Below are 22,370 nucleotides of genomic sequence, written 5' to 3'. Positions count from 1 at the left end.
CTTTCAAGCGCCCGTGTGGCGCGCCCAGGTCGAACTGCACAGCCGAAGGGTCACGCACGTGTCCGAATCCCCCACGCCCTCCCCTGCCCATCGTAGGAAGCGCTCTCTGTCCCGTCGTGGCGTGATCGGTGCCGCCGCGGCCGTGGCCGGCGCGGCCGCCGTGACCCCGGCGGTCTTCGCGGCCACCGACTCCGGCTCCGGTGACGGAGACGGCACCGCTTCCGGCTCCTCCGGTACGAGTCCGGAGAAGTTCCCCGCCACCCGGACCGAGGCCGCCACCGGCACCGGCGAGGCCACCACCGCCTTCGCCGCCTCCTACGTCGGTCTGCGCTGGTCCGGCGCGCAGGACGGCGCCGCGATCCGCCTCGCGGACGGTGACTGGCAGACCGTGACCGCGGGCTGCTCGGCCCTCGAGGACGGGGGCAGCGCGCTGGTGGCGGCCCAGAACGCCACCGCCTATGCGGTGAAGGCGTCGGGCGGAGTGTCCGACGTGGCCTCGCTGGCGATCGACGTCACCGACGGCCCCGGCCGCACCTTCCACGTACCCAGCGAGCCGACACGCGTACGTGGCGTGCGCTACCTCTCCCGCCCGGCGTGGGGCGCCGACGAGTCCAAGCGGTACAAGGACGGCAAGGTCAACTCGCCCGAGAAGTACTACCCGTTGCAGATCATCACGGTCCACCACACCGCCACGCCGAACAACGACCCCGACCCCGCCGCGACGGTACGCGCGATCTACGAACTCCACGCGATCACCAACGACTGGGGCGACATCGGCTACCACTTCCTCATCGACGAGTCCGGCACCGTCTACGAGGGCCGGTACTCCGGCGACGACGGCATCCCCGCCTTCAACCCGGACGGCGACCTCGTCACCGGCTTCCACTCCGTGGGCTACAACTCCGGCGCACTCGGCATCGCCCTCATCGGCACCCTTACGGAGAACGGCCCCACGGACGAGGCCAAGGCGTCCCTGATCCGGCTGATCAAGGTGATCTGCCGGTTCAAGGGCCTCGACCCCCAGGCGAGGGTCACCTACGTGAACCCCGTCAACGGCGCGAAGAAGGACACGAACACCATCGGCGGCCACCGCGACTACTTCGCCACCGAGTGCCCCGGCCAGGTGATGTACGACCTGCTCGGCGAGATCCGCGCGGCCGCTTCCCGCTGACCTGCGGTGATCTGCCGCGGGATCGGTCATCGACCGGCGCACATTAGGCTGGGAGGCTGACCCCCGCGGCCCAGCCGCATGTCGAAACACAGCCCCCTGGGCAGGAGCGTAATGGCCGTCAACCTGGTCAATGTCGAGAACGTCAGCAAGGTGTACGGCACTCGTGCCCTCCTCGACGGCGTCTCCCTCGGCGTCTCCGAAGGCGACCGGATCGGGGTGGTCGGTCGCAACGGCGACGGCAAGACCACCTTGATCCGCATGCTGGCCAAGCTGGAGGACGCCGACACCGGGCGGGTCACCCACTCCGGCGGGCTCCGCCTCGGCGTACTCACCCAGCACGACTCCCTCGACCCGCAGGCCACCGTCCGGCACGAGGTCATCCGGGACATGGAGGACCACGAGTGGGCGGGCAACGCCAAGATCCGGGACGTGCTGACGGGCTTGTTCGGCGGGCTCGACCTGCCCGGCTTCCCGCAGGGGCTGGACACCGTCATCGCGCCGCTCTCCGGCGGCGAGCGGCGCCGTATCGCGCTCGCGAAGCTGCTCATCGAGGAACAGGACCTGATCGTCCTCGACGAGCCGACGAACCACCTCGACGTCGAGGGCATCGCCTGGCTCGCCCGCCATCTGCGCGAGCGCCGCTCCGCCCTCGTGTGCGTGACGCACGACCGCTGGTTCCTCGACCAGGTCTGCACCCGCATGTGGGACGTGCAGCGGGGCGTCGTCCACGAGTACGAGGGCGGCTACTCCGACTACGTCTTCGCGCGCGCCGAGCGCGAGCGCATCGCCGCCACCGAGGAGGTCAAGCGCCAGAACCTCGTCCGCAAGGAGCTGGCCTGGCTGCGGCGCGGTGCGCCCGCCCGTACGTCGAAGCCCCGCTTCCGTGTGGAGGCCGCCAACGAGCTCATCAAGGACGTACCGCCGCCCCGGGACAGCAGCGAGCTGATGAAGTTCGCCTCCTCGCGGCTCGGGAAGACCGTCTTCGACTTGGAAGACGTCACCGTGCAGGCCGGACCCAAGGTGCTGCTCAAGCACGTCACCTGGCAGCTCGGCCCCGGCGACCGCATCGGCCTGGTCGGCGTCAACGGCGCCGGCAAGACCTCCCTGCTGCGGGCCATGGCCCAGGCCGCGCGCACCGAGGGCGAGGCGCAGCCCGCCGGCGGGCGGGTCGTCGTCGGCAAGACCGTCAAGCTGGCCTACCTCTCCCAGGAGGTCGCCGAACTCAACCCTCAGCTGCGGGTCCTGGAGGCCGTGCAGCAGGTGCGCGAGCGCGTCGACCTCGGCAAGGGGCGGGAGATGACCGCCGGGCAGCTGTGCGAGACGTTCGGCTTCAGCAAGGAGAAGCAGTGGACGCCCGTCGGCGACCTGTCCGGCGGTGAGCGCCGCCGCCTCCAGCTGCTGCGCCTGCTCATGGACGAGCCCAACGTCCTCTTCCTCGACGAGCCCACCAACGACCTCGACATCGAGACCCTGACCCAGCTGGAGGACCTCCTCGACGGCTGGCCGGGCTCGATGATCGTCATCTCCCACGACCGGTTCTTCGTCGAGCGCACCACCGACCGCGTGTTCGCGCTGCTCGGCGACGCCACCCTGCGGATGCTGCCGCGCGGCATCGACGAGTACCTGGAGCGGCGCCGGAAGATGGAGGAGGCGGTCGCGGCCGCCTCGCCCGTCGCGGCCAGGCCCGCCCCCGAGAAGAGCGCCGCCGACCAGCGTGCGGCGAAGAAGGAACTCCAGAAGATCGAGCGGCAGTTGGACAAGGTCTCCGAGAAAGAGACCAAGCTGCACGCCCAGATCGCCGAGAACGCCACCGACTTCGCCAAGGTGGCCGAACTCGACGCCCAGCTGCGGGACTTGGCGGGGGAGCGCGAGGACCTGGAACTGCGCTGGCTGGAACTCGCCGAAGACGCGTGAAGTTCACATGAAGGCTGAGTGACGGCGCATAACGACGGCATCACGGGCTGGTTCTCCCTTGGGAACAGGGGCTGAATCGGCCCGCTGTGCTGTCAGTGGCGAGTGATACAAAGAGGACTTGGCTAAAAATCAGTGACTGAACGGGGGAACGCGCTGATGACCCAGCCGCCCGACCAGCCGCCGTACGGCGGTTTCGGAGCACCGCAGGGCGGTTTCGGACCACCGCCCCCGCTCCCACCGCAGCAGCCCCCGCAGCAGCCGGGCCAGTACCCCGGGCAGCCCGGCCCCTACGGCCAACCGGGCCCGTACGGCCAGCCGCAGCAGCCCGGCCCGTACGGCGCGCAGCCCGGTTACGGCTATCCGCCGCAGCCCCAGTACCCCGGCGCGCCCGGCACCCCTCCGCCCGGCTCCGGCAACCCCTTCAAGGGCAGGCCGGGCCTGGTGATCGCGGCGGCCGTCGCCGCGCTGGCCGTCATCGGCGGCACGGTCTACGCAGTGACCAGCGGGGGCGGCGACGACAAGAAGCCGGTCGCCGGGCAGAGCGACGACGCGAAGCCCACCGCGTCCGGCTCCGGTGGCAGCGGCGGCGGTTCCGACCCGCAGGGCTTCAACTCGGGCCGCAAGGCGGGCGAGGCGAAGGTGCTCTGGTACAAGTCGCCCCCGGACGCGCCCGGTGCGGGCGCCGAGGCCCCCGGCATGTGGATCACCGACAAGGCGGCCGTGAAGGCGGCGTACAAGCAGGTCTTCGCCTACGACGTGGCCGACGGCAGTCCGGCCTGGGACACCATCACCTTCCCGCAGAAGATCTGCGCGGTCACCCCGCAGAAGTCGGCCGACGACAAGATCGTGGTGGCCTACGAGAGCGGCACCGGCCAGCGCGCCAAGTGCAACCAGCTCCAGCAACTCGACCTGGGCACCGGCGCCAAGGGCTGGAGCGGCACGCTCCCCGAGGGCGCGCTGTTCGACAGCACCCTCAACATCTCCCTGTCCATCAGCGGCCGGACGGTGCTGGTGGGCCGCTCGCAGTCCGCGGTGGCGTACGACATCGACAGCGGGAAGAAGCTGTTCGACAAGAAGAAGTACGGCAGCGCCTGCTTCCCGACCGCCTTCGCCGGCGGCAGCAGGCTGATCTCTGTCGCCACCTGCAACGCCAGCGAGCCGAACGAGCACGACGAGATCCAGGAGCTCGACCCGGCGACCGGCAGGGCCAGGTGGACCCAGAAGTTCGACAAGGGCTGGTCGGTCGCGCGGACCTACTCCGTCGACCCGCTGATCGTCTACAGCACCAACCAGGACAAGAAGGCCTGGAACATCTCGACCTTCGACTCGAAGGGCAGGTTCCGCTCCCAGGTCGGCTTCGACGAGAACTTCGCTCCCCAGTGCGGCTGGGCGCTCCTCGAACGTGACCTGCAGGGCTGCAAGGGCGTGACCGCCGACGCGAACACCCTCTACCTGCCGACCGACGCCACCACCGGGCCGAACGAGATCGTCGCGATCAACCTCGCGAACGGCAAGGAGAAGTGGCGCGTCAAGTCCCCGGCGGACGAGTCGATGCTGCCGGTGAAGGTCGAGGGCGGCAGGCTCATCGCCTATGTGCAGCCCTCGTACGACGCGGGCGGCCAGGTCGTGTCGATCGCGACGAGCGGCGCCGGCCACACGCCGGTGAAGCTGCTGCAGAACCCGCGGAGCACGGCGGCCCTGGAGAGCGCCCTCTTCACCAAGGCCTTCGACTGGGTCGACGGGCGCTTCTACCTCTCGCCCACCCGGATCAGCGGAGACGACAACTCGAAGGGCAAGTTGATGCTCGCCTACGGCAAGTGACCTCTCCCCAGGCCCCGTCGTCCCCGCCGTCCGCTCACGAGGTACCCACGCCATGACCCAGCCCCCGCCCCCACCGCCCCACCAGCCGCCGCAGGGCGGATTCGGGCCGCCCCAGGACCAGCGTCCGCCCCAGCCACCCCCGCAGCAGCCGGGATACGGCTACCCCCAGGCACCGCAGGCTCCGCAGCAGCCCAATCCCTACGCCCAGCCCACGCCGCCCTACGCCCAGCCCGCACCGCCCTACGCCCAGCCCGCACCGCCCTACGGGCAGCCGCCGAACCCCTACGGCCCGCAGGCCGGTTACGGCTACCCGCAGCCGCCCGCGCCGCCGTACGCGCAGCCGGGGCAGCCCGGCGGTGGCCGCAAGGGCGGCGGACAGGCGGCGATCATCATCGCGGCGGTCGTCGCCGTCGCGCTGCTCGTGGCCGGCGGCGTCTGGTACGCCTCGTCCGGCAAGGACGACGGCAAGAAGGACGACAAGGCGAGCTCCAGCGGCGGCGGCACCGGAGGCACCGGTGGCAGCACGGCCAAGGGTGCGGAGAAGGTGCCCGCCCACACCGCCTCGCAGTTGCTGTTCAAGGTGCCGGTGCCCCAGGTCGACGACACCACCGTCGTCGCCGGTTCGTGGCTCACGGACAAGGCGTATGTGAAGAGCGGCGTCGCCGAGATCAACGCGTACGACCGCGACAAGGGCGGCAAGCTGTGGACGATCAAGCTGCCCGGCCCGGTCTGCACGGTCAGCACGCACACCACCGACGACGACCGGACGGCCGTCGTCTTCCAGCCCAGGATGCCGGCGAAGGGCAGGTCCGAGGGGTGCAGCCAGGTCGCCGCGATCGATCTGGACGCGGGCAAGAAGCTGTGGACGAAGTCGCTCGGCTCCGGCGGCCGGGCGATGACCTTCGAGAACGTCACCGTCAGCGCGAACACGGTCGCCGCGGGCGGCGACTACGGAGGCGTCGCCTTCGACCTCGCCGGCGGCAGGCAGCTGTGGGCCCCCAAGCCGAAGGACACCTGCGTCGACGCCGGGTACGGCGGCGGCGAGAAGCTGGTCGCGGTGCTCAAGTGCGGCTCGTTCACCGATCCGCAGCTGCACATCCAGACCATCGACCCGCACTCCGGGCAGCCGATCTCGGAGTACAAGCTGGCCACCGGTATCGAGTACGCCGCCGTCGTGTCGACGAACCCGCTGGTCGTGGCGGCCGACGTCGGCCACAGCGCGGGCGACGGCAGTGAGATCTCCGACTTCTTCTCCATCGACAACAAGACCGGCAAGCTGATCACCCGGATCTCGGCGCCCGGCAAGGAGTACGCGGCCAAATGCGACGCGATCTCCGAGCTGGAGCACTGCACCGGGGTCGCGGTCGGCAACGGACGGCTGTATCTGCCGACCGAGGAGCACGACGGCTCCGGGGACTACAGCCGGACCAACGAGATCGTCGCGTTCGACCTGGCCACCGGCAAGCAGAACGGCCAGCGCGCCGACGCCGGCGACGGCTACACGATCACCCCGCTGCGCATGGACGGCGGCAATGTGATCGCGTACAAGCACCCGCCGTACGACAAGGGCGGCCAGGTCGTCAGCATCGACGGCGGCTCCTTCAAGGAGACCGAGCTGCTGGAGAACCCGGCGACGGGGTCGGTCCGGGATCTCGAGGGCACCATGTCGCCCGACTACTCCGAGGTCCTCTACTCGCAGGGCCGCCTGTACCTGGCCGGCCGGTTCGCCGACAAGCTGTCGAGTTCGGTCTCCGGGGAGAAGGTCCTGGTGCTCGCGCTCGGCGCCGGCGGCTGAACCACTGCTCGACCGCTGCGGCCCCGTCCCTGCTCAGGGGCGGGGCTGTGCGCGTACCGCCCATCACCCTCGTATACGCGGAAAGCCAGAAATTCCGTCGATCAGGGGCAGTTCTCACCGGTAGGGGGAGCGCAATGTCGAACAAGCGTGTAGCTTCCGGGGGCATGAAGAGCGGGGGAGCCGGGAGGGGGCTCCTGTCCGCGCGGGCCGGTGGGCATCCATAGTGCGGCATCCATGGGGATCCATCGGGGGGACTGGGGGGTTGCTCGATGGGAGTGCGGCTCATGGTGGTCGACGACCACCGACTGCTCGCCGAGGCGCTGGCCTCGGCGTTGAAGCTGCGCGGGCACCGGGTGCTCGCCGCGGCGGCGCCTGCCGCGGGCGCGGCGGAGCTGGTGATCACCCGTGCGCCGGAGGTGTGCCTGCTGGGTACGGCGACTCCGGCCGAGCCGGGCATCTTCGACCCGGTGGTGAAGATCAAACGGGAGCGTCCGCAGGTGGCGGTCCTGGTCCTGGGCCCGGTACCGAGCCCACGCGGCATAGCCGCCGCCTTCGCCGCCGGCGCCTCGGGCTACGTACGTCATGACGAGCGCATAGAGGGCGTCGAGCGCGCCATCATGAAGGCGAGGGCGGGCGAGGCGGCGGTGGCCCCGCAGCTGCTGCAAAGCGCCTTCAGCGAGTTGCTGAACCCGGCGGCCCAGCCGGACGACGAGGGCCAGCGCCTGCTCCAGATGCTCACCCCGAGGGAGGTCGAGGTCCTGGTCAGGGTCGCCGACGGCGAGGACACCCGCCTGATCGCGGCCGGCATGGGCATAGCCCCGAGCACCGCCCGCACCCATGTGCAGAGGGTGCTGATGAAACTGGGCGTGGGCTCCCGCCTGGAGGCAGCGGCCCTGGCGGCACGAACGGGGCTGCTGGACCGGGCGGGCCCGGTGCAGCACGCGGTGCCGTCGGACGGTGCGGAGGCATAGAGGCGCCCCGTAGGGGCGAAAAGGGGCGCGAGGAACTGCGCGATCAGCCCCCGCACACCCGCACTCGGCACACAACAGCGGGACCAACGGCGCTACTCCGCCCCGCCCTCCTCCGGAGGAACCGGCGGCGGAGTCGGACGCAACTTCAGCCACACCAGGAAGAACACCCCCAGAACCAACATCGCGATCCCGGTCCACAGATTGATGTTCACCCCCTGCGCCTTGTCGATCGCGGCCTGGTCGTCGGTGATCCCGGCGATCATGACGATCAGGCCGTAGACCACGAACAACCCGCCGATGATGCGCCGCAGATCGAAGATGCGAGCCGCCGTCGCCGACTTCTCCTGGAGCTCGGTGACCTCGCGCTGCACGTCATGCTCTGAGTACCCGTGCTGATCAGTCATGGTGAATCGATCCTCCCTCGATCAGAACGAGAACGGGATGTAGCAGGCGGCGGCAAGGACGACCGCACCCCAGCCCAGCAGGGCCGGCCGGCGGTACCAGGCGTCGTCGCCGGCGGCGGGCGGTTCGGACATGCCGGGTGAGGTGGTGCCGTAGACCAGGCCCTGGAGTTCCTCGGCCGGCTTCGGCCTGGTGAACAGGGACACGGCCACCATCACCACCGCGCCCGCCACGAAGCCGACGATCGCGGAGACGAAGTTGGCGCCCTGGTCGGAGGGGATGTCGATGATGCCCCTCTTGTAGATCACGAAGTAGTTCACCATCGCGGCCACGGTGCCGGCGAGCAGGCCCCAGAAGCCGGACTTGGCGGACGCGCGCTTCCAGAACATGCCGACGATGAAGACGACGAACATCGGCACGTTGAAGAAGGAGAACAGCGTCTGGAGGTAGCTCATGATGTTCGAGAACGACGAGGCGAGGAAGGCCGTGCCGACCGAGGCGCAGACGCCGATCACGGTGATCAGGCGGCCGAAGCGGACGTAGTAGCCGTCCTCGCGGCCCTTGACGACGTACCGGGCCCAGATGTCGTTGGTGAACACCGTGTTGAAGGACGACACGTTGGCCGCCATGCCCGCCATGAAGGCCGCGAGCAGTCCGGTCACGGCGATGCCGAGGACGCCGTTGGGCAGCAGTTCCTGCATCAGGTAGGGGATGGCGTCGTTGTACTGGTAGCCCGACTTGGAGGTGCCGAAGCCGGGGACGATCGCGGCGGCGACCAGGCCCGGGATCATCACCAGGAACACGATGAAGATCTTCGGGTACGCGGCGATCAGCGGGGTGCGCTGCCCGGCCGAGAGGTTCTTGGCGGACAGGGCGCGCTGCACCTCGGCGAAGTTCGTCGTCCAGTAGCCGAAGGACAGCACGAAGCCGAGGCCGAGCACGATGGTCAGCCAGTTCGCGCCGAGCGGGTTGCTGCTGCCGATTCCGGTGCCGCCCCAGGCGGTGGTGAAGTTCGCGCCGTGGCTCGCGGTGAGCTTGTCGGTCAGCCCGCCCCAGCCGCCGACCTTCTTCAGGCCCAGCACCACGATCGGGATCAGGGCGGCGAGGATCACGAAGAACTGAAGCACCTCGTTGTAGATCGCGGAGGAGAGCCCGCCGAGCGTGATGTACGCCAGCACGAAGGCGCCGGCGACCACGATCGCCACCCACTGCGGCCAGCCCAGCAGCGCCTCGACGACGATGGCGAGGGCGTAGAGGTTCACACCGGCGATCAGCACGGCGGCGAACGCGAACAGGATCGAACTCAGCAGATGTGCCCACTTGTCGAAGCGGAGCAGCAGCATCTCGGGGACCGAGCGGACCTTGCTCCCGTAGTAGAAGGGCATCATCACCAGGCCGAGGAAGACCATGGCGGGGATGGCGCCGATCCAGTACCAGTGCACGGTGTAGGCGCCGTACTGGGCGCTGTTCGCGGCCATGCCCAGGATCTCGGTGGCGGCCAGGTTGGCCGAGATGAACGCGAGACCGGTGATCCAGGCGGGCAGGGAGCGCCCGGAGAGGAAGAAGTCGAGGCTGGTCCTCACCGATCTGCGGGCGGCGAAGCCGATGCCGAGGACGACGGCGAAGTAGATGGCGAGGATCGTGTAGTCGAGCCCGTTCGTGGGGAGTCGTAGCTCGGCGGCCAGGTCCATGACCTGGTATGTGGGGGTTTGCATAAGAACTCGCTTCGTCGCGTGAACTGATACAGAGCGGAACCTATGCCTCCGTGTTCAGTGTCCAAACAGTTTTGTTGATGCTCTTTGTTGGATTGTGATGTTGACGGATGTGAGGGGGCGATGTTCCAATGTGTTTGGTTCTGTTTGATGATTGATGTGGCTCGAATAGGGAGTCCGCAGTGAAGAAGACCTCGACCCGCCTGGCCGACGGTCGCGAGTTGATCTACTACGACCTGCGCGACGACAACGTGCGCGACGCGGTGGACCAGCGGCCGCTGGAGCGGACCGTCACGACCTCCGAGATCCGCCGTGACCCGCTGCTCGGCGACGCGATCGCCGTCGCCTCGCACCGCCAGGGCCGCACCTACCACCCGCCGGCCGACGAGTGCCCGCTGTGCCCCTCCCGGGACGGCAGACTGAGCGAGATCCCGGACTCGTCGTACGACGTGGTCGTCTTCGAGAACCGCTTCCCCTCCCTGGCCGGCGACTCGGGCCGCTGCGAGGTCGTCTGCTTCACCTCCGACCACAACGCGTCCTTCGCCGACCTCACCGAGGAGCAGGCGGCGCTGGTCCTGGAGGCATGGACGGACCGTACGTCCGAGCTGTCGCATCTCCCCTCCGTGGAGCAGGTGTTCTGCTTCGAGAACCGGGGCGCGGAGATCGGCGTGACGCTCGGACATCCGCACGGCCAGATCTACGCGTACCCGTTCACGACGCCCCGCACCGCCCTGATGCTGCGCCAGGTCGCCCAGCACAAGGAGGCGACGGGCGGGGAGAACCTCTTCGACCACGTCCTGCAGAGCGAACTCGCCGGTGAGCGGGTCGTCCTGGAGAGTGAACACTGGCTGGCGTTCGTGCCGTACGCGGCGCACTGGCCGTACGAGGCGCACCTGTACCCCAAGCGCCGCGTGCCCGACCTGCTCGGCCTGGACGAGGAGGCACGCACAGAGTTCCCCAAGGTCTATCTGGAACTCTTGAGGCGCTTCGACCGGATCTTCGGTGAGAACGAGCCGCCGACGCCGTACATCGCGGCCTGGCACCAGGCCCCGTTCGGTCAGCTCGCGGACTTCGAGGGCGTGGGCCGTGACGACTTCGCGCTCCACCTCGAGCTTTTCACCATCCGCCGAACCTCCGGCAAGCTGAAGTTCCTCGCGGGTTCCGAGTCCGGCATGAGTGTGTTCATCAACGACGTGCCGCCGGAGCGCGCGGCCGAGCGACTGCGAGAGGTAGCGAGTTGATGAGCGGTAAGTACCTGGTCACCGGTGGTGCGGGCTATGTGGGCAGCGTGGTCGCCCAGCATTTGCTGGAGGCGGGCCACGAGGTCACGGTCCTCGACAACCTGACGACCGGCTTCCGCGAGGGGGTCCCAGCGGGCGCCGCCTTCATCGAGGGCGACATCCGCGACGCCGCCAAATGGCTGGACTCCTCCTATGACGCGGTGCTGCACTTCGCCGCGTTCTCGCAGGTCGGCGAGTCGGTCGTGAAGCCCGAGAAGTACTGGGACAACAATGTCGCCGGCACGATGGCGCTGCTCGGCGCGATGCGCGAGGCCGGCGTCCGCAAGCTGGTCTTCTCCTCCACGGCCGCCACGTACGGCGAGCCGAAGGAGGTCCCGATCGTCGAGTCGGCGCCCACCTCGCCGACCAACCCCTACGGCGCCACGAAGCTGGCCGTCGACCACATGATCACCGGCGAGGCGGCGGCGCACGGCCTGGGCGCGGTCTCGCTGCGCTACTTCAACGTGGCGGGCGCCTACGGCAGGCAGGGCGAGCGCCACGACCCCGAGTCGCACCTGATCCCGCTGGTGCTGCAGGTCGCGCAGGGCAGGCGGGACGCGATCTCCGTCTTCGGCGACGACTACCCGACCCCGGACGGCACCTGCGTCCGCGACTACATCCATGTCGCGGACCTCGCCGACGCCCACCTGCTCGCACTGAAGGCCGCCACCCCCGGCGAGCACCTCATCTGCAACCTGGGCAACGGCGAGGGCTTCTCGGTCCGTCAGGTCATCGAGACCGTCCGGCAGGTCACCGGCCACCCGATCCCGGAGGTCGTGGCCCCGCGCCGCGGCGGTGACCCGGCGGTCCTGGTGGCCTCGGCCGCCGCGGCCCGCGAGAAACTGGGCTGGAACCCGTCCCGCGCGGACCTCGCGGGGATCGTGGCGGACGCGTGGGAGTTCGCGCAGTACATCGCTAGGGAGCAGTAGTGGGCGCAGTGCAGGTGCGGGACGGTTTCGTGGAGCTCTACGGATCCGCGCCCGAAGGTGTCTGGTCGGCGCCGGGCCGCGTCAACCTCATCGGTGAGCACACCGACTACAACGACGGCTTCGTGATGCCCTTCGCGCTGCCGCACACGGCGGTGGCGGCGGTCTCCCGTCGCACGGACGGCGTCCTTCGCCTGCACTCGGCGGACGTCGAGGGCGGGGTCGTGGAACTCCGGCTGGACGAGCTGGCCCCGGAGTCGGACCGCAACTGGACCGCCTACCCGGCGGGTGTCGTCTGGGCCCTGCGCGAGGCCGGCCACGCGGTGACCGGCGCGGACATCCACCTGTCGTCCACGGTCCCGTCCGGCGCGGGCCTGTCCTCCTCGGCGGCGCTGGAAGTGGTCGTGGCCCTGGCCCTGAACGACCTCTTCGAACTGGGCCTGCAGCGCTGGCAGTTGGCCCGACTGTGCCAGCGCGCCGAGAACGTCTACGTCGGCGCGCCCACCGGCATCATGGACCAGACGGCCTCCGCCTGCTGCGAGGAGGGCCACGCGCTCTTCCTCGACACCCGGGACCTCTCCCAGAAGCAGATCCCCTTCGACCTGGCGGCGGAGGGCATGCGGCTGCTGGTGGTGGACACCCGCGTCAAGCACGCCCACAGCGACGGTGAGTACGGCAAGCGGCGCGCGGGCTGCGAGCGGGGCGCGGCCCTGCTGGGCGTCGACGCGCTGCGGGACGTCCCGTACGCGGAACTCGACACCGCGCTGGAACGGTTGGGCGACGACGAGGAGGCGGTCCGCCTGGTCCGCCACATCGTCACGGAGGACGAGCGGGTGGAGAAGGTCGTCGCCCTGCTGGAGGCGGGCGAGACCCGGGCGATCGGCCCGGTCCTGATCGCCGGCCACGCCTCCCTGCGCGACGACTTCCGCATCTCCTGCCCGGAGCTTGACCTGGTCGTCGAGACGGCCCTCGCCTCCGGCGCGCTCGGCGCCCGCATGACCGGCGGCGGCTTCGGCGGCTCGGCCATCGTCCTGGCGGAGGCGGCCGACGTGGACACCATCACCAAGGCGGTCGAGGAGGCGTTCGCCTCCGGCGGTTACACCGCTCCCAGGGTGTTCGAGGCGGTACCTGCGGCAGGAGCACTCCGGCTCAGCTGAGCCGCTTCGTCAGCGTGTATTCCGTGATCCCCGGCGGATAGTCGGGGATCACGCACACCACCTCGTACCCCTGCTTCCGGTAGAACTCCGGCGCCTGGAAGTCCCAGGTCTCCAGCCGGGCCGAGGCGCAGCCCCGCTCGTCGCGCGCGATCCGTTCCGCCTCCGCCAGCAGCCGTGAGCCGAGGCCCGCGCCCCGCCACCGCTCGTCCACCCACAGGAGGGCGACGTGCAGCCAGGTCGTCCAGGTGTGGCCCACCAGGCCCGCGGCCAGCTCGTCCCGCTCGTCCAACACCCAGACGTGGAGCGGACGTTCACGTTCGGCCGGGGTGCCGCGCAGGGCGCGCAGCACGGGGGAGGCCTTGGTGTTGGTGTCGCGCAGCCGGGAACGGAGAAGATCGCGCCGGGTCCTGTCGACTTCTGCCTCAAGACGAAACATGCGGCTCACCATAAACGCGCCGGCCAGCCAGTTCTGCAAATTACCTTCCGCTCCTGGCCCCCGGCCGTACCCTGATGAACAGCACCGGTGGGGGCCGGTGCCGATCAGGGGGCGAGACAGTCGGGTACGACACCCGAAGTGGGGGTAGCAGTTTCCGCACGGCGGCGGCCGTGCGGTGTGCCGTTCCGGTCCCAGGTGGTCACAGCGGACGACCTGGGATGCTTCGGGTGCCGTACCTGCGCCCGTGCCGTCTCCCGACAATGGGGTATCCCCTGCTCTTCGAGAGCTTGGGGAAGGGGGTTTCGTGGTTCGCATCCGAGTCCTGGTCGTCGACGACCATCGCATCTTCGCCGAGTCGCTCGCCGCCGCCCTTGCGGCCGAGCCCGACGTCGACGTCTCCGCCGCCGGCAGCGGCCCCGCCGCGCTGCGCAGCCTGGAGCGCGCGGCAGCCGAGGGCCGCCGCTTCGACGTGCTGCTCGTCGACTCCGACCTGGGCGGCAACGTGCCGGGCGTACGGCCCGCCGTACCCGTCCAGGAGGGCAATGAGGAGGGGCTGGTCGACGGGATCTCGCTGGTCGCCGGTGTGCGGTCCGGGCAGCCGGGCGTCAGGATCGTCGTCCTCGCCGAGAAGGACGATCCACGGCGTGCCGCGCTCGCCCTGCAGGCCGGGGCCTCCGGCTGGGTCGCCAAGGACTGCTCGCTGTCCCGGCTGCTCAATGTCATCCGGGGTGTCCTGCGCGACGAGACGCATCTGCCGCCCGCCCTGCTCACGGGCGTCCTCAGGGAGCTGACGGCCGCGCGCAAGCACCGCACCGAGAGCGAGCGGCTGGTGGAGTCCCTCACGCCGAGGGAGCGGGAAGTGCTGCGGTGCATGGTCGCCGGGCTGGGCCGCAAGGCCGTCGCCGAGCGCCTGTTCCTCTCCCCGCACACCGTCCGCACCCATATGCAGAACGTCCTCGGCAAACTGGGCGTCCACTCCACCCTGGCCGCGGTCGCGCTGGCACGGCGGGCGGGGGTCGGACCCGTCGACCTGGGGCCGGCCGGCCGGGTGGAGGAGAGCAGCAGCGCCTGATCAGCACCGTGAACGGGAGCGCCCCTGAAGGGGCGCGGGGCCGCATCTGACATGCGGCTCCGCCGCGCGGGCGCGACAAGCCACAACGAATCCGCAGCCGAACGACATCCCATGGCGGCACTACCCAAACGGCTCTCCCAGCGGAGCGCCTAGCCAGGGATGTTGTCGAACGGTGCCGTCAGCTGCCGCAGCAGCCCCGCCAGTTCACCGCGCTGGGCGCGCGACAGCTCGGCGAGGATCGCGCGCTCCTGGTCGAGCAGTCCCGCGAGGGCCTGGTCCGCGCGGTCCCGGCCCTCGTGCGTCAGCCGCACCAGCACACCGCGGCGGTCGCTCGGGTCGGGCAGCCGCTCCACCAGGCCCTTCTTCGCCAGGCGGTCGATGCGGTTCGTCATCGTGCCCGAGGTGACCAGGGTCTGCGTCAGCAGCTGCCCCGGCGAGAGCTGATACGGCGTGCCCGCGCGCCTGAGCGCCGTCAGCACGTCGAACTCCCAGGGCTCCAGGCTGTGCTCGGCGAAGGCCAGCCGGCGCGCCCGGTCCAGATGCCGGGCCAGTCTGCTCACCCGGCTGAGCACCTCGAGCGGTTCCACGTCGAGGTCCGGACGCTCCCGGCGCCACGCTGCGACCAGTCGATCGACCTCGTCCTCCATGACGATCAGTGTAGTGGTTGTGTCGATGTGAAGTCTCTTGACATCGAGTCTCTTGACATCGAGAGAAGTCGGCGGGGAAGGTAGGAGACATGAGCACCCCCACCTGGGACCCCACCCAGTACCTCCGCCACGCCGGCCACCGCGCCCGCCCCTTCGCCGACCTCCTCGCCCGTGTCCCGGCCCTGCCCACCGACCCGCCGCGCATCGCCGACCTCGGCTGCGGCCCCGGCAACGTCACCGTGTTCCTGGCCGACCGCTGGCCCGCCGCCCACATCACCGGTTACGACAACTCACCCGAGATGCTCGACAAGGCGCACGTCGACCACGCCGGCCCCACTCCCGGCGGCGGCCACCTCGACTTCGCCCCCGCCGACGTCCGCACCTGGGCGCCGGCACAGCCGTACGACCTGATCGTCAGCAATGCCACCCTCCAGTGGGTCCCCGGCCACCCGCAGCGCTTCGAGGAGTGGATCGCGGGCCTGAAGCCCGGCGGCACCTTCGCCTTCCAGGTCCCCGGCAACTTCGGCGCCCCCAGCCACCGGCTGATGCGCGAACTCGCCGGCTCCGCCCGCTGGAAGGAGCGCCTCGCCGACACCCTCCGCCACGAGGACGCCGTCCTCGCGCCCGAGACCTACCTGGAGCAGCTGACCGCCCTCGGCTGCACGACGGACGTCTGGGAGACGACGTACGTCCATCTCCTCAGCGGCGAGGACGCGGTCCTCGACTGGGTGAAGGGCACCGGCCTGCGCCCCGTCCTCACCGCCCTCGCCGACGACCCGGCGGCCCGGGATGCCTTCCTGGACGAGTACCGGACGGCCCTGCGGGAGGCATATCCGGCCGGTGAGCACGGCACGGCCTTCCCCTTCCGCCGGATCTTCGCCGTGGCCCGCAAGCAGGCGTGAACGTGATCACCGCCGTCGACCACGTCCAGCTCGCCGCGCCGCCCGGCTCCGAGGACCGGCTGCGCGCGTACTACGTCGACGTCCTCGGGATGACCGAGCTGCCCAAGCCGCCTGTGCTCGCGGCGCGGGGAGGATGCTGGTTCCGGGCGGGCGCCGTGCAGCTGCACCTGGGGATCGAGGCCGCCTTCCGGCCCGCGCACAAGGCCCACCCGGGGCTGCGGGTCACCGGCATCGAGCAGTACGCCGCCCGGCTGCGGGCGCACGGGGCGCACGTGGAGTGGGACGACAACCTGCCCGGCCACCGCCGCTTCTACTCCGAGGACCCCGTCGGCAACCGGCTGGAGTTCCTGGAGCCGGAAACAGCTGTTTGAGGGCCCCCGCGGAGGTCACCCGCTGAGGTGACACCGACGCCGATCCCTGCAGGGGGTGACAGACATGGCGAAGGAAGAAAAGAGCAGGGCCAAGAAGGAGCAGATGAAGGGCAAGGCCAAGGAGGCAGTGGGCCGCGCCGTCGGCAACGAACGGATGACGGCCGAAGGCAAGGCCGACCAGGTCAAGGGCGACGCACGCCAGGCGAAGGAGAAGGGCAAGGACACCTTCAAGCACTGAGCGGGGCACACCCAGGGCGCCGGGAGTCAGCTCTTCCGGCGCCCGATCAGGTGCGGCTTCGCCTCCAGCCCGTCCAGGCCGTGCCACGCCAGGTTCACCAGATGCGCTGCGACCTCCGCCTTCTTCGGACGGCGCACGTCCAGCCACCACTGACCGGTCAGGGCGACCATGCCGACCAGCGCCTGCGCGTACAGCGGGGCCAGCTTCGGGTCGAAGCCGCGCGACTTGAACTCCCGGCCCAGGATGTCCTCCACCTGGGTGGCGATGTCCGAGATCAACGAGGCGAAGGAACCCGTGGACTGCGGGATGGGCGAGTCACGGACCAGGATGCGGAAACCGTCCGTGTACTCCTCGATGTAGTCCAGGAGCGCGAAGGCCGCCTGCTCGCACAGCTCGCGGGGATGCCCGGCCGTCAGGGAACTGGTCACCATGTCCAGCAGGCGGCGCATCTCACGGTCCACCACCACCGCGTACAGCCCCTCCTTGCCGCCGAAGTGCTCGTACACCACCGGCTTGGACACCCCGGCCTTCGCCGCGATCTCCTCCACCGACGTGCCCTCGAAGCCCTTGGCGGCAAACAGGGTGCGACCGATCTCGAGCAGCTGCTGACGGCGCTCGGCCCCCGTCATCCGGGTGCGCCGCGCTCGCCGCGGCTTCTCATTCGTCGGGGTACTGCTGGAGTCGGTCGCCACGGCGTCAATCATGCCGCCTTCGCCGACTCCTTCCGGGGCTCGGAGCCGTCCTCGCCCGTGTTACGGCGTGAATCGATACGTGAGCGTGACGGCCAGCGCACGTCGTACGCCCAGCCGAACGCCTCGAACCAGCGGATGATCCGCGCCGAGGAGTCCAGCTGGCCGCGCATCACACCGTGCCGCGCGGAAGTCGGATCGGCGTGATGCAGGTTGTGCCAGGACTCGCCGCAGGACAGCACCGCGAGCCACCACACGTTGCCCGAACGGTCACGCGACTTGAACGGCCGCTTGCCGACCGCATGGCAGATCGAGTTGATCGACCAGGTCACATGGTGCAGCAGAGCCACCCGAACGAGTGAGCCCCAGAAGAACCCGGTGAACGCACCCCACCAGGACATCGTCGCCAGACCACCGATCAGCGGCGGCAGAGCCAGCGACAGCGCGGTCCAGAACACGAACTGGCGGGAGATCGCACGGATCGCCGGGTCCTTGATCAGATCCGGCGCGTACTTGTCCTGCGGCGTCTGCTCCTCGTCGAACATCCAGGCGATGTGCGCCCACCACAGGCCCTTCATCAGCGCCGGGACCGTCTCCCCGAACCGCCACGGGGAATGCGGATCGCCCTCCGCGTCCGAGAACTTGTGGTGCTTGCGATGGTCCGCCACCCAGCGGACCAGGGGCCCCTCCACCGCCATCGACCCCATGATCGCGAGCGCGATCCGCAGAGGACGCTTGGCCTTGAAGGAGCCGTGCGTGAAGTACCGGTGGAAACCGATCGTGATGCCGTGGCAGCCCAGGTAGTAGAAGAAGACCAGCATGCCGAGGTCCAGCCAGCTCACCCCCCATCCCCACGCCAGCGGCACCGCGGCGACCAGCGCGAGGAACGGGACGGTGATGAAGAGCAGCAGCGTGATCTGCTCGATCGAGCGCTTCTGCTCCCCGCCCAGCGTGGCGGAGACGGACGTGTCGCCGGTCGCCTTCGGGGCGTCTTCGATCACATCGGAGCTTGTGGTCATGGGCGTCCCCTGTGGGGTCGAGGGTTGAGGGTGTGATGCCGGGGTAGGCCATCGGAACCGTGCCCGGGTTCCCTTACGACGGTCCCTACGGTTCCGTAACCTACGGCGTCGTAAGTATGGCAGCGAGTCGCCCGGCGGCAAGAGCCCGAAATCATGCGCGTCCGCATGGACACCTATCCTGGAGTCGGTCGGACAGCGCGGTCCGCTCTGATTCCTTTCCCGGATGTCAGGGCCGTATGCGGCGCCCGCCGCGCGGCCCAGGCGCCGGGTTCCCCTCCCGGACGAGCTTCAACACTGCAAGGAGCCGCACCTGTGAGCAGTGCCGACGACCAGACCACCCCGACGAGCAGCGAACTGCGCGCCGACATCCGGCGGCTGGGAGACCTCCTCGGCGAGACCCTCGTGAGGCAGGAGGGCCCCGAGCTGCTGGAACTCGTCGAAAAGGTCCGCCACCTCACCCGCGAGGACGGAGAGGCCGCCGCCGAACTGCTGCGCGGCACCGAACTTACGACCGCCGCCAAGCTGGTCCGCGCCTTCTCCACCTACTTCCACCTCGCCAACGTCACCGAACAGGTCCACCGCGGCCGCGAACTGCGCGCCAAGCGCGCCGCCGAGGGCGGCCTGCTGGCCCGTACCGCCGACCGGCTGAAGGACGCCGACCCCGAGCACCTGCGCCAGACGGTCCGCCACCTCAACGTGCGCCCCGTGTTCACGGCGCACCCCACCGAGGCCGCGCGCCGGTCGGTCCTCAACAAGCTCCGGCGCATCGCCGCACTCCTGGAGACCCCGGTCATCGAGGCCGACCGCCGCCGCCACGACACCCGTCTGGCCGAGAACATCGACCTCGTATGGCAGACCGACGAACTCCGCGTCGTCCGCCCCGAGCCCGCCGACGAGGCCCGCAACGCCATCTACTACCTCGACGAGCTCCACGCCGGCGCCGTCGGCGACGTCCTGGAGGACCTGACCGCCGAACTGGAACGCGTCGGCGTCAAGCTCCCCGACGACACCCGCCCCCTCACCTTCGGCACCTGGATCGGCGGCGACCGCGACGGCAACCCCAACGTCACCCCCCAGGTCACCTGGGACGTCCTGATCCTCCAGCACGAACACGGCATCAACGACGCCCTGGAACTCATCGACGAACTCCGCGGCTTCCTGTCGAACTCCATCCGCTACACCGGCGCCACCCAGGAACTCCTCGACTCCCTCCAGGCCGACCTGGAACGCCTCCCCGAGATCAGCCCCCGCTACAAGCGCCTCAACGCCGAGGAGCCCTACCGCCTCAAGGCCACCTGCATCCGGCAGAAGCTGGAGAACACCAAGCAGCGCCTCGCCAAGGGCACCCCGCACGAGACGGGCCGCGACTACCTCGGCACCAGCGAGCTCCTGACGGACCTCACCCTCATCCAGACCTCCCTGCGCGAACACCGCGGCGGCCTCTTCGCCGACGGCCGCATGAACCGCACCATCCGCACCCTCGCCGCCTTCGGCCTCCAGCTCGCCACCATGGACGTACGCGAACACGCGGACGCCCATCACCACGCCCTCGGCCAGCTCTTCGACCGCCTCGGCGAGGAGTCCTGGCGCTACGCCGACATGCCCCGCGACTACCGGGCCAAGCTCCTCGCCAAGGAACTCAGGTCCAGAAGGCCCCTCGCCCCCACCCCGGCCCCCGTCGACGCGCCCGGCGAGAAGACCCTCGGCGTCTTCCAGACCGTCAAGCGGGCCCTGGAGGTCTTCGGCCCCGAGGTCGTCGAGTCGTACATCATCTCCATGTGCCAGGGCGCCGACGACGTCTTCGCCGCCGCCGTCCTCGCCCGCGAGGCCGGCCTCATCGACCTGCACGCCGGCTGGGCCAAGATCGGCATCGTGCCCCTCCTGGAGACCACCGACGAGCTCAAGGCCGCCGACACCATCCTCGAGGACATGCTCTCCGACCCGTCCTACCGGCGCCTCGTCGCGCTGAGGGGCGACGTCCAGGAGGTCATGCTCGGCTACTCCGACTCCTCCAAGTTCGGCGGCATCACCACCAGCCAGTGGGAGATCCACCGCGCCCAGCGCCGACTGCGCGACGTCGCCCACCGTTACGGCGTACGGCTGCGCCTCTTCCACGGCCGCGGCGGCACCGTCGGCCGCGGCGGCGGCCCCTCCCACGACGCGATCCTCGCCCAGCCCTGGGGCACCCTCGAAGGCGAGATCAAGGTCACCGAACAGGGCGAGGTCATCTCCGACAAGTACCTCGTGCCCTCCCTGGCCAGGGAGAACCTCGAACTCACCGTCGCGGCCACCCTCCAGGCCTCCGCCCTGCACACCGCGCCCCGCCAGTCCGTCGAGGCCCTCGCCCGCTGGGACGCCGCCATGGACGTCGTCTCCGACGCCGCCCACGCCGCCTACCGCGCACTCGTCGAGGACCCCGACCTGCCGACGTACTTCCTCGCCTCCACGCCGGTCGACCAGCTCGCCGACCTGCACCTCGGCTCACGGCCCTCCCGCCGCCCCGGCTCCGGCGTCTCGCTCGACGGCCTCCGCGCCATCCCGTGGGTCTTCGGCTGGACCCAGTCCCGGCAGATCGTCCCCGGCTGGTTCGGCGTCGGCTCCGGCCTGAAGGCACTGCGCGAGGCGGGCCTCGACACCGTGCTCGACGAGATGCACGAACAGTGGCACTTCTTCCGCAACTTCATCTCCAACGTCGAGATGACCCTCGCCAAGACCGACCTGCGGATCGCCGCCCACTACGTCGACACCCTCGTCCCCGACGAACTCAAGCACGTCTTCGACACCATCAAGGCCGAGCACGAACTCACCGTGCGCGAGGTGCTCAAGGTGACCGGAGAGAAGGAACTCCTCGACGCCGCCCCCGTGCTGAAGCAGACCTTCAGCATCCGCGACGCCTACCTGGACCCGATCTCCTACCTCCAGGTCGCCCTCCTCAAGCGCCAGCGCGACGCCGTGGCCGCCGGCGAACAGCCCGACCCGCTGCTCTCCCGCGCCCTCCTGCTCACCGTCAACGGAGTGGCAGCCGGCCTGCGCAACACCGGCTGAGACCCCCCGCACATGAGGGTGCCCCCCGGCTTCCAAGAAGCCGGGGGGCACCCTCATGCCGTACATCAGGCCCTGCGCCGACGCACCACCAGATAACCGCCGCCGGCCACCAGCGCGGCAGCGACACCCGAGAGCAGACCCACCGGAGCACCGTTACCCGTCTCGGCCAGGTCACCACCGGAACCACCCTGCGGCGAGGCCGAAGCGGACGCGGACCCGGACGAAGGCTCGGACGAGGACGAAGACCCGGGCGACGGAGACGACGACGAAGACGCGGACGGAGACGCAGACGCCGAGGACGATGCCGACGGAGAAGGCGTCGAACCGCCGCCGCCCTCCGAGTCCTCGCAGTCCGTCCAGAACACCTTGTGCTTGGCGGCGCCCTTCTCACCGTCGAAGTTCCAGAACAGCTTGTAGTGCCCGTCGGGCAGCGACATGTCCGCCGTACGGCCATGACCCTCGGCGTCCAGCGTGATGGCACCGGTCTTCACCGTCTCGCCCTTCACACCGGCCGTCGGAGCCCAGGCCTCGATGTGCCAGTCGACCTGCTGGACCGCGTCGAAACCGAACGCGTCCAGATAGAACGTGCAGACGTGCGGCTCGTTCCGCTTCAACTCCTCGCCGGTGGTGGCGTCATGGATCTTCACAGTCCCGTTGTCACCGGGAACAGTGGCGTGAGCGGCAACAGGCGCCGAGAACAGCGCCGCCGCGGCGACGGCGGTCAGAGCGCCGGCGCGGGTGAGGGTACGCATGGGGCAAGTCCATCTTCGAGTTACGGACGGGAAGATGTGGAGGGGGCGGC

General features: G+C 69.9%; 20 protein-coding genes. 13 read left to right on the top strand and 7 right to left on the bottom strand.

Going from position 1 to position 22,370, the window contains the following annotated elements; genetic code table 11:
• The first annotated feature begins 121 nt into the window (after positions 1-121).
• The 5 genes from ABT254_RS24195 (at position 122) to ABT254_RS24175 (ending at position 7,672) form a co-directional block, all read left to right on the top strand.
• Complete coding sequence (locus ABT254_RS24195) at positions 122-1,171, top strand: peptidoglycan recognition protein family protein (RefSeq protein WP_351473684.1); 1,050 nt, start codon at positions 122-124, stop codon at positions 1,169-1,171.
• A 111-nt stretch (positions 1,172-1,282) separates the two neighbouring features.
• Positions 1,283-3,085, top strand: a complete 1,803-nt coding sequence (locus tag ABT254_RS24190) for an ABC-F family ATP-binding cassette domain-containing protein (RefSeq protein ID WP_351473681.1) — start codon at positions 1,283-1,285, stop codon at positions 3,083-3,085.
• A 156-nt stretch (positions 3,086-3,241) separates the two neighbouring features.
• Positions 3,242-4,906 carry an outer membrane protein assembly factor BamB family protein gene (locus ABT254_RS24185; RefSeq protein WP_351473678.1) on the top strand — a complete coding sequence of 555 codons (1,665 nt, stop codon included), beginning with the start codon at positions 3,242-3,244 and terminating at the stop codon, positions 4,904-4,906.
• Positions 4,907-4,958: 52 nt separating this feature from the next.
• Positions 4,959-6,701 carry an outer membrane protein assembly factor BamB family protein gene (locus ABT254_RS24180; RefSeq protein ID WP_351473675.1) on the top strand — a complete coding sequence of 581 codons (1,743 nt, stop codon included), beginning with the start codon at positions 4,959-4,961 and terminating at the stop codon, positions 6,699-6,701.
• A 284-nt stretch (positions 6,702-6,985) separates the two neighbouring features.
• The gene (locus ABT254_RS24175; RefSeq protein ID WP_351473672.1) at positions 6,986-7,672 is read left to right on the top strand and encodes a helix-turn-helix transcriptional regulator; all 687 of its coding nucleotides are present in this window, start codon (positions 6,986-6,988) and stop codon (positions 7,670-7,672) included.
• A 92-nt stretch (positions 7,673-7,764) separates the two neighbouring features.
• Here the strand turns inward: ABT254_RS24175 and ABT254_RS24170 are convergent, their stop codons facing one another.
• Together ABT254_RS24170 and ABT254_RS24165 are read right to left on the bottom strand one after the other, a co-directional pair.
• Entirely contained in the window at positions 7,765-8,076 is a 312-nt protein-coding gene (locus tag ABT254_RS24170; RefSeq protein ID WP_351473669.1) for a hypothetical protein, read from the bottom strand.
• Positions 8,077-8,097: 21 nt separating this feature from the next.
• On the bottom strand, positions 8,098-9,789 hold the full coding sequence (locus tag ABT254_RS24165) for a sodium:solute symporter family protein (RefSeq protein WP_351473666.1): 1,692 nt from the start codon (positions 9,787-9,789) through the stop codon (positions 8,098-8,100).
• A 179-nt stretch (positions 9,790-9,968) separates the two neighbouring features.
• Here ABT254_RS24165 and galT point away from each other — a divergent pair, with 179 nt between their 5' ends.
• From galT to galK, 3 genes are read left to right on the top strand one after another with little or no spacing between them, the layout of a single operon-like run.
• Positions 9,969-11,027, top strand: coding sequence for a galactose-1-phosphate uridylyltransferase (gene galT / locus ABT254_RS24160; protein ID WP_351473663.1), 1,059 nt, complete (start codon positions 9,969-9,971; stop codon positions 11,025-11,027).
• Positions 11,027-11,995 (top strand): UDP-glucose 4-epimerase GalE, encoded by a 969-nt coding sequence (gene galE, locus ABT254_RS24155; protein WP_351473661.1) that lies wholly within the window; start codon positions 11,027-11,029, stop codon positions 11,993-11,995. Before galT ends, galE begins: the two co-directional genes overlap by 1 nt.
• Complete coding sequence (gene galK, locus ABT254_RS24150; RefSeq protein WP_351473658.1) at positions 11,995-13,149, top strand: galactokinase; 1,155 nt, start codon at positions 11,995-11,997, stop codon at positions 13,147-13,149. The genes galE and galK overlap by 1 nt, the downstream gene beginning before the upstream one ends.
• Here the strand turns inward: galK and ABT254_RS24145 are convergent.
• Positions 13,142-13,597 carry a GNAT family N-acetyltransferase gene (locus tag ABT254_RS24145; RefSeq protein WP_351474109.1) on the bottom strand — a complete coding sequence of 152 codons (456 nt, stop codon included), beginning with the start codon at positions 13,595-13,597 and terminating at the stop codon, positions 13,142-13,144. The two genes, galK and ABT254_RS24145, sit on opposite strands and share 8 nt — an antisense overlap.
• 292 nt (positions 13,598-13,889) lie before the next feature.
• Between ABT254_RS24145 and ABT254_RS24140 the strand changes: the two genes are divergently transcribed.
• Positions 13,890-14,657, top strand: coding sequence for a LuxR C-terminal-related transcriptional regulator (locus ABT254_RS24140; protein WP_351473656.1), 768 nt, complete (start codon positions 13,890-13,892; stop codon positions 14,655-14,657).
• 149 nt (positions 14,658-14,806) lie between these two features.
• On the opposite strand, the gene tamR is transcribed toward ABT254_RS24140, so the two are convergent.
• A complete protein-coding gene (gene tamR, locus ABT254_RS24135) occupies positions 14,807-15,304 on the bottom strand; it encodes a MarR family transcriptional regulator TamR (protein ID WP_351473653.1) in 498 nt (165 codons plus the stop codon).
• An 89-nt stretch (positions 15,305-15,393) separates the two neighbouring features.
• On the opposite strand from tamR, the gene ABT254_RS24130 reads away from it, so the two are divergent.
• The 3 genes from ABT254_RS24130 (at position 15,394) to ABT254_RS24120 (ending at position 16,815) form a co-directional block, all read left to right on the top strand.
• The gene (locus tag ABT254_RS24130; RefSeq protein WP_351473650.1) at positions 15,394-16,206 is read left to right on the top strand and encodes a trans-aconitate 2-methyltransferase; all 813 of its coding nucleotides are present in this window, start codon (positions 15,394-15,396) and stop codon (positions 16,204-16,206) included.
• A gap of 2 nt (positions 16,207-16,208) precedes the next feature.
• Positions 16,209-16,577, top strand: a complete 369-nt coding sequence (locus tag ABT254_RS24125) for a VOC family protein (RefSeq protein ID WP_351474106.1) — start codon at positions 16,209-16,211, stop codon at positions 16,575-16,577.
• Positions 16,578-16,641: 64 nt separating this feature from the next.
• A complete protein-coding gene (locus ABT254_RS24120) occupies positions 16,642-16,815 on the top strand; it encodes a CsbD family protein (protein ID WP_351473648.1) in 174 nt (57 codons plus the stop codon).
• A 26-nt stretch (positions 16,816-16,841) separates the two neighbouring features.
• Here the strand turns inward: ABT254_RS24120 and ABT254_RS24115 are convergent, their stop codons facing one another.
• Both ABT254_RS24115 and ABT254_RS24110 read right to left on the bottom strand, forming a co-directional pair.
• Entirely contained in the window at positions 16,842-17,519 is a 678-nt protein-coding gene (locus ABT254_RS24115; RefSeq protein WP_030941872.1) for a TetR/AcrR family transcriptional regulator, read from the bottom strand.
• The gene (locus ABT254_RS24110) at positions 17,516-18,523 is read right to left on the bottom strand and encodes an acyl-CoA desaturase (RefSeq protein ID WP_351473645.1); all 1,008 of its coding nucleotides are present in this window, start codon (positions 18,521-18,523) and stop codon (positions 17,516-17,518) included. The genes ABT254_RS24115 and ABT254_RS24110 overlap by 4 nt, the downstream gene beginning before the upstream one ends.
• 312 nt (positions 18,524-18,835) lie before the next feature.
• Here ABT254_RS24110 and ppc point away from each other — a divergent pair, with 312 nt between their 5' ends.
• A complete protein-coding gene (ppc, locus tag ABT254_RS24105) occupies positions 18,836-21,568 on the top strand; it encodes a phosphoenolpyruvate carboxylase (RefSeq protein WP_351473642.1) in 2,733 nt (910 codons plus the stop codon).
• Positions 21,569-21,633: 65 nt separating this feature from the next.
• Here ppc and ABT254_RS24100 read toward each other — a convergent pair whose 3' ends face one another.
• A complete protein-coding gene (locus tag ABT254_RS24100) occupies positions 21,634-22,320 on the bottom strand; it encodes an LPXTG cell wall anchor domain-containing protein (protein WP_351473639.1) in 687 nt (228 codons plus the stop codon).
• Positions 22,321-22,370: the final 50 nt, after the last annotated feature.

The organism is Streptomyces sp. NPDC001137, from assembly GCF_040298885.1.
Lineage (GTDB): Bacteria > Actinomycetota > Actinomycetes > Streptomycetales > Streptomycetaceae > Streptomyces.
This window is presented reverse-complemented; position numbering and strand designations above follow the sequence as displayed.

Bases quoted from the DNA above. Each gene is read 5' to 3' on its own strand.
- ABT254_RS24190 (WP_351473681.1), top strand. From the start codon at position 1,283: ATGGCCGTCAACCTGGTCAATGTCGAGAACGTCAGCAAGGTGTACGGC.
- ABT254_RS24185 (WP_351473678.1), top strand. From the start codon at position 3,242: ATGACCCAGCCGCCCGACCAGCCGCCGTACGGCGGTTTCGGAGCACCG.
- ABT254_RS24180 (WP_351473675.1), top strand. From the start codon at position 4,959: ATGACCCAGCCCCCGCCCCCACCGCCCCACCAGCCGCCGCAGGGCGGA.
- ABT254_RS24175 (WP_351473672.1), top strand. From the start codon at position 6,986: ATGGTGGTCGACGACCACCGACTGCTCGCCGAGGCGCTGGCCTCGGCG.
- ABT254_RS24170 (WP_351473669.1), bottom strand. From the start codon at position 8,076: ATGACTGATCAGCACGGGTACTCAGAGCATGACGTGCAGCGCGAGGTC.
- ABT254_RS24165 (WP_351473666.1), bottom strand. From the start codon at position 9,789: ATGCAAACCCCCACATACCAGGTCATGGACCTGGCCGCCGAGCTACGA.
- galE (WP_351473661.1), top strand. From the start codon at position 11,027: ATGAGCGGTAAGTACCTGGTCACCGGTGGTGCGGGCTATGTGGGCAGC.
- ABT254_RS24145 (WP_351474109.1), bottom strand. From the start codon at position 13,597: ATGGTGAGCCGCATGTTTCGTCTTGAGGCAGAAGTCGACAGGACCCGG.
- tamR (WP_351473653.1), bottom strand. From the start codon at position 15,304: ATGGAGGACGAGGTCGATCGACTGGTCGCAGCGTGGCGCCGGGAGCGT.
- ABT254_RS24130 (WP_351473650.1), top strand. From the start codon at position 15,394: ATGAGCACCCCCACCTGGGACCCCACCCAGTACCTCCGCCACGCCGGC.
- ABT254_RS24120 (WP_351473648.1), top strand. From the start codon at position 16,642: ATGGCGAAGGAAGAAAAGAGCAGGGCCAAGAAGGAGCAGATGAAGGGC.
- ABT254_RS24115 (WP_030941872.1), bottom strand. From the start codon at position 17,519: ATGATTGACGCCGTGGCGACCGACTCCAGCAGTACCCCGACGAATGAG.
- ABT254_RS24110 (WP_351473645.1), bottom strand. From the start codon at position 18,523: ATGACCACAAGCTCCGATGTGATCGAAGACGCCCCGAAGGCGACCGGC.
- ABT254_RS24100 (WP_351473639.1), bottom strand. From the start codon at position 22,320: ATGCGTACCCTCACCCGCGCCGGCGCTCTGACCGCCGTCGCCGCGGCG.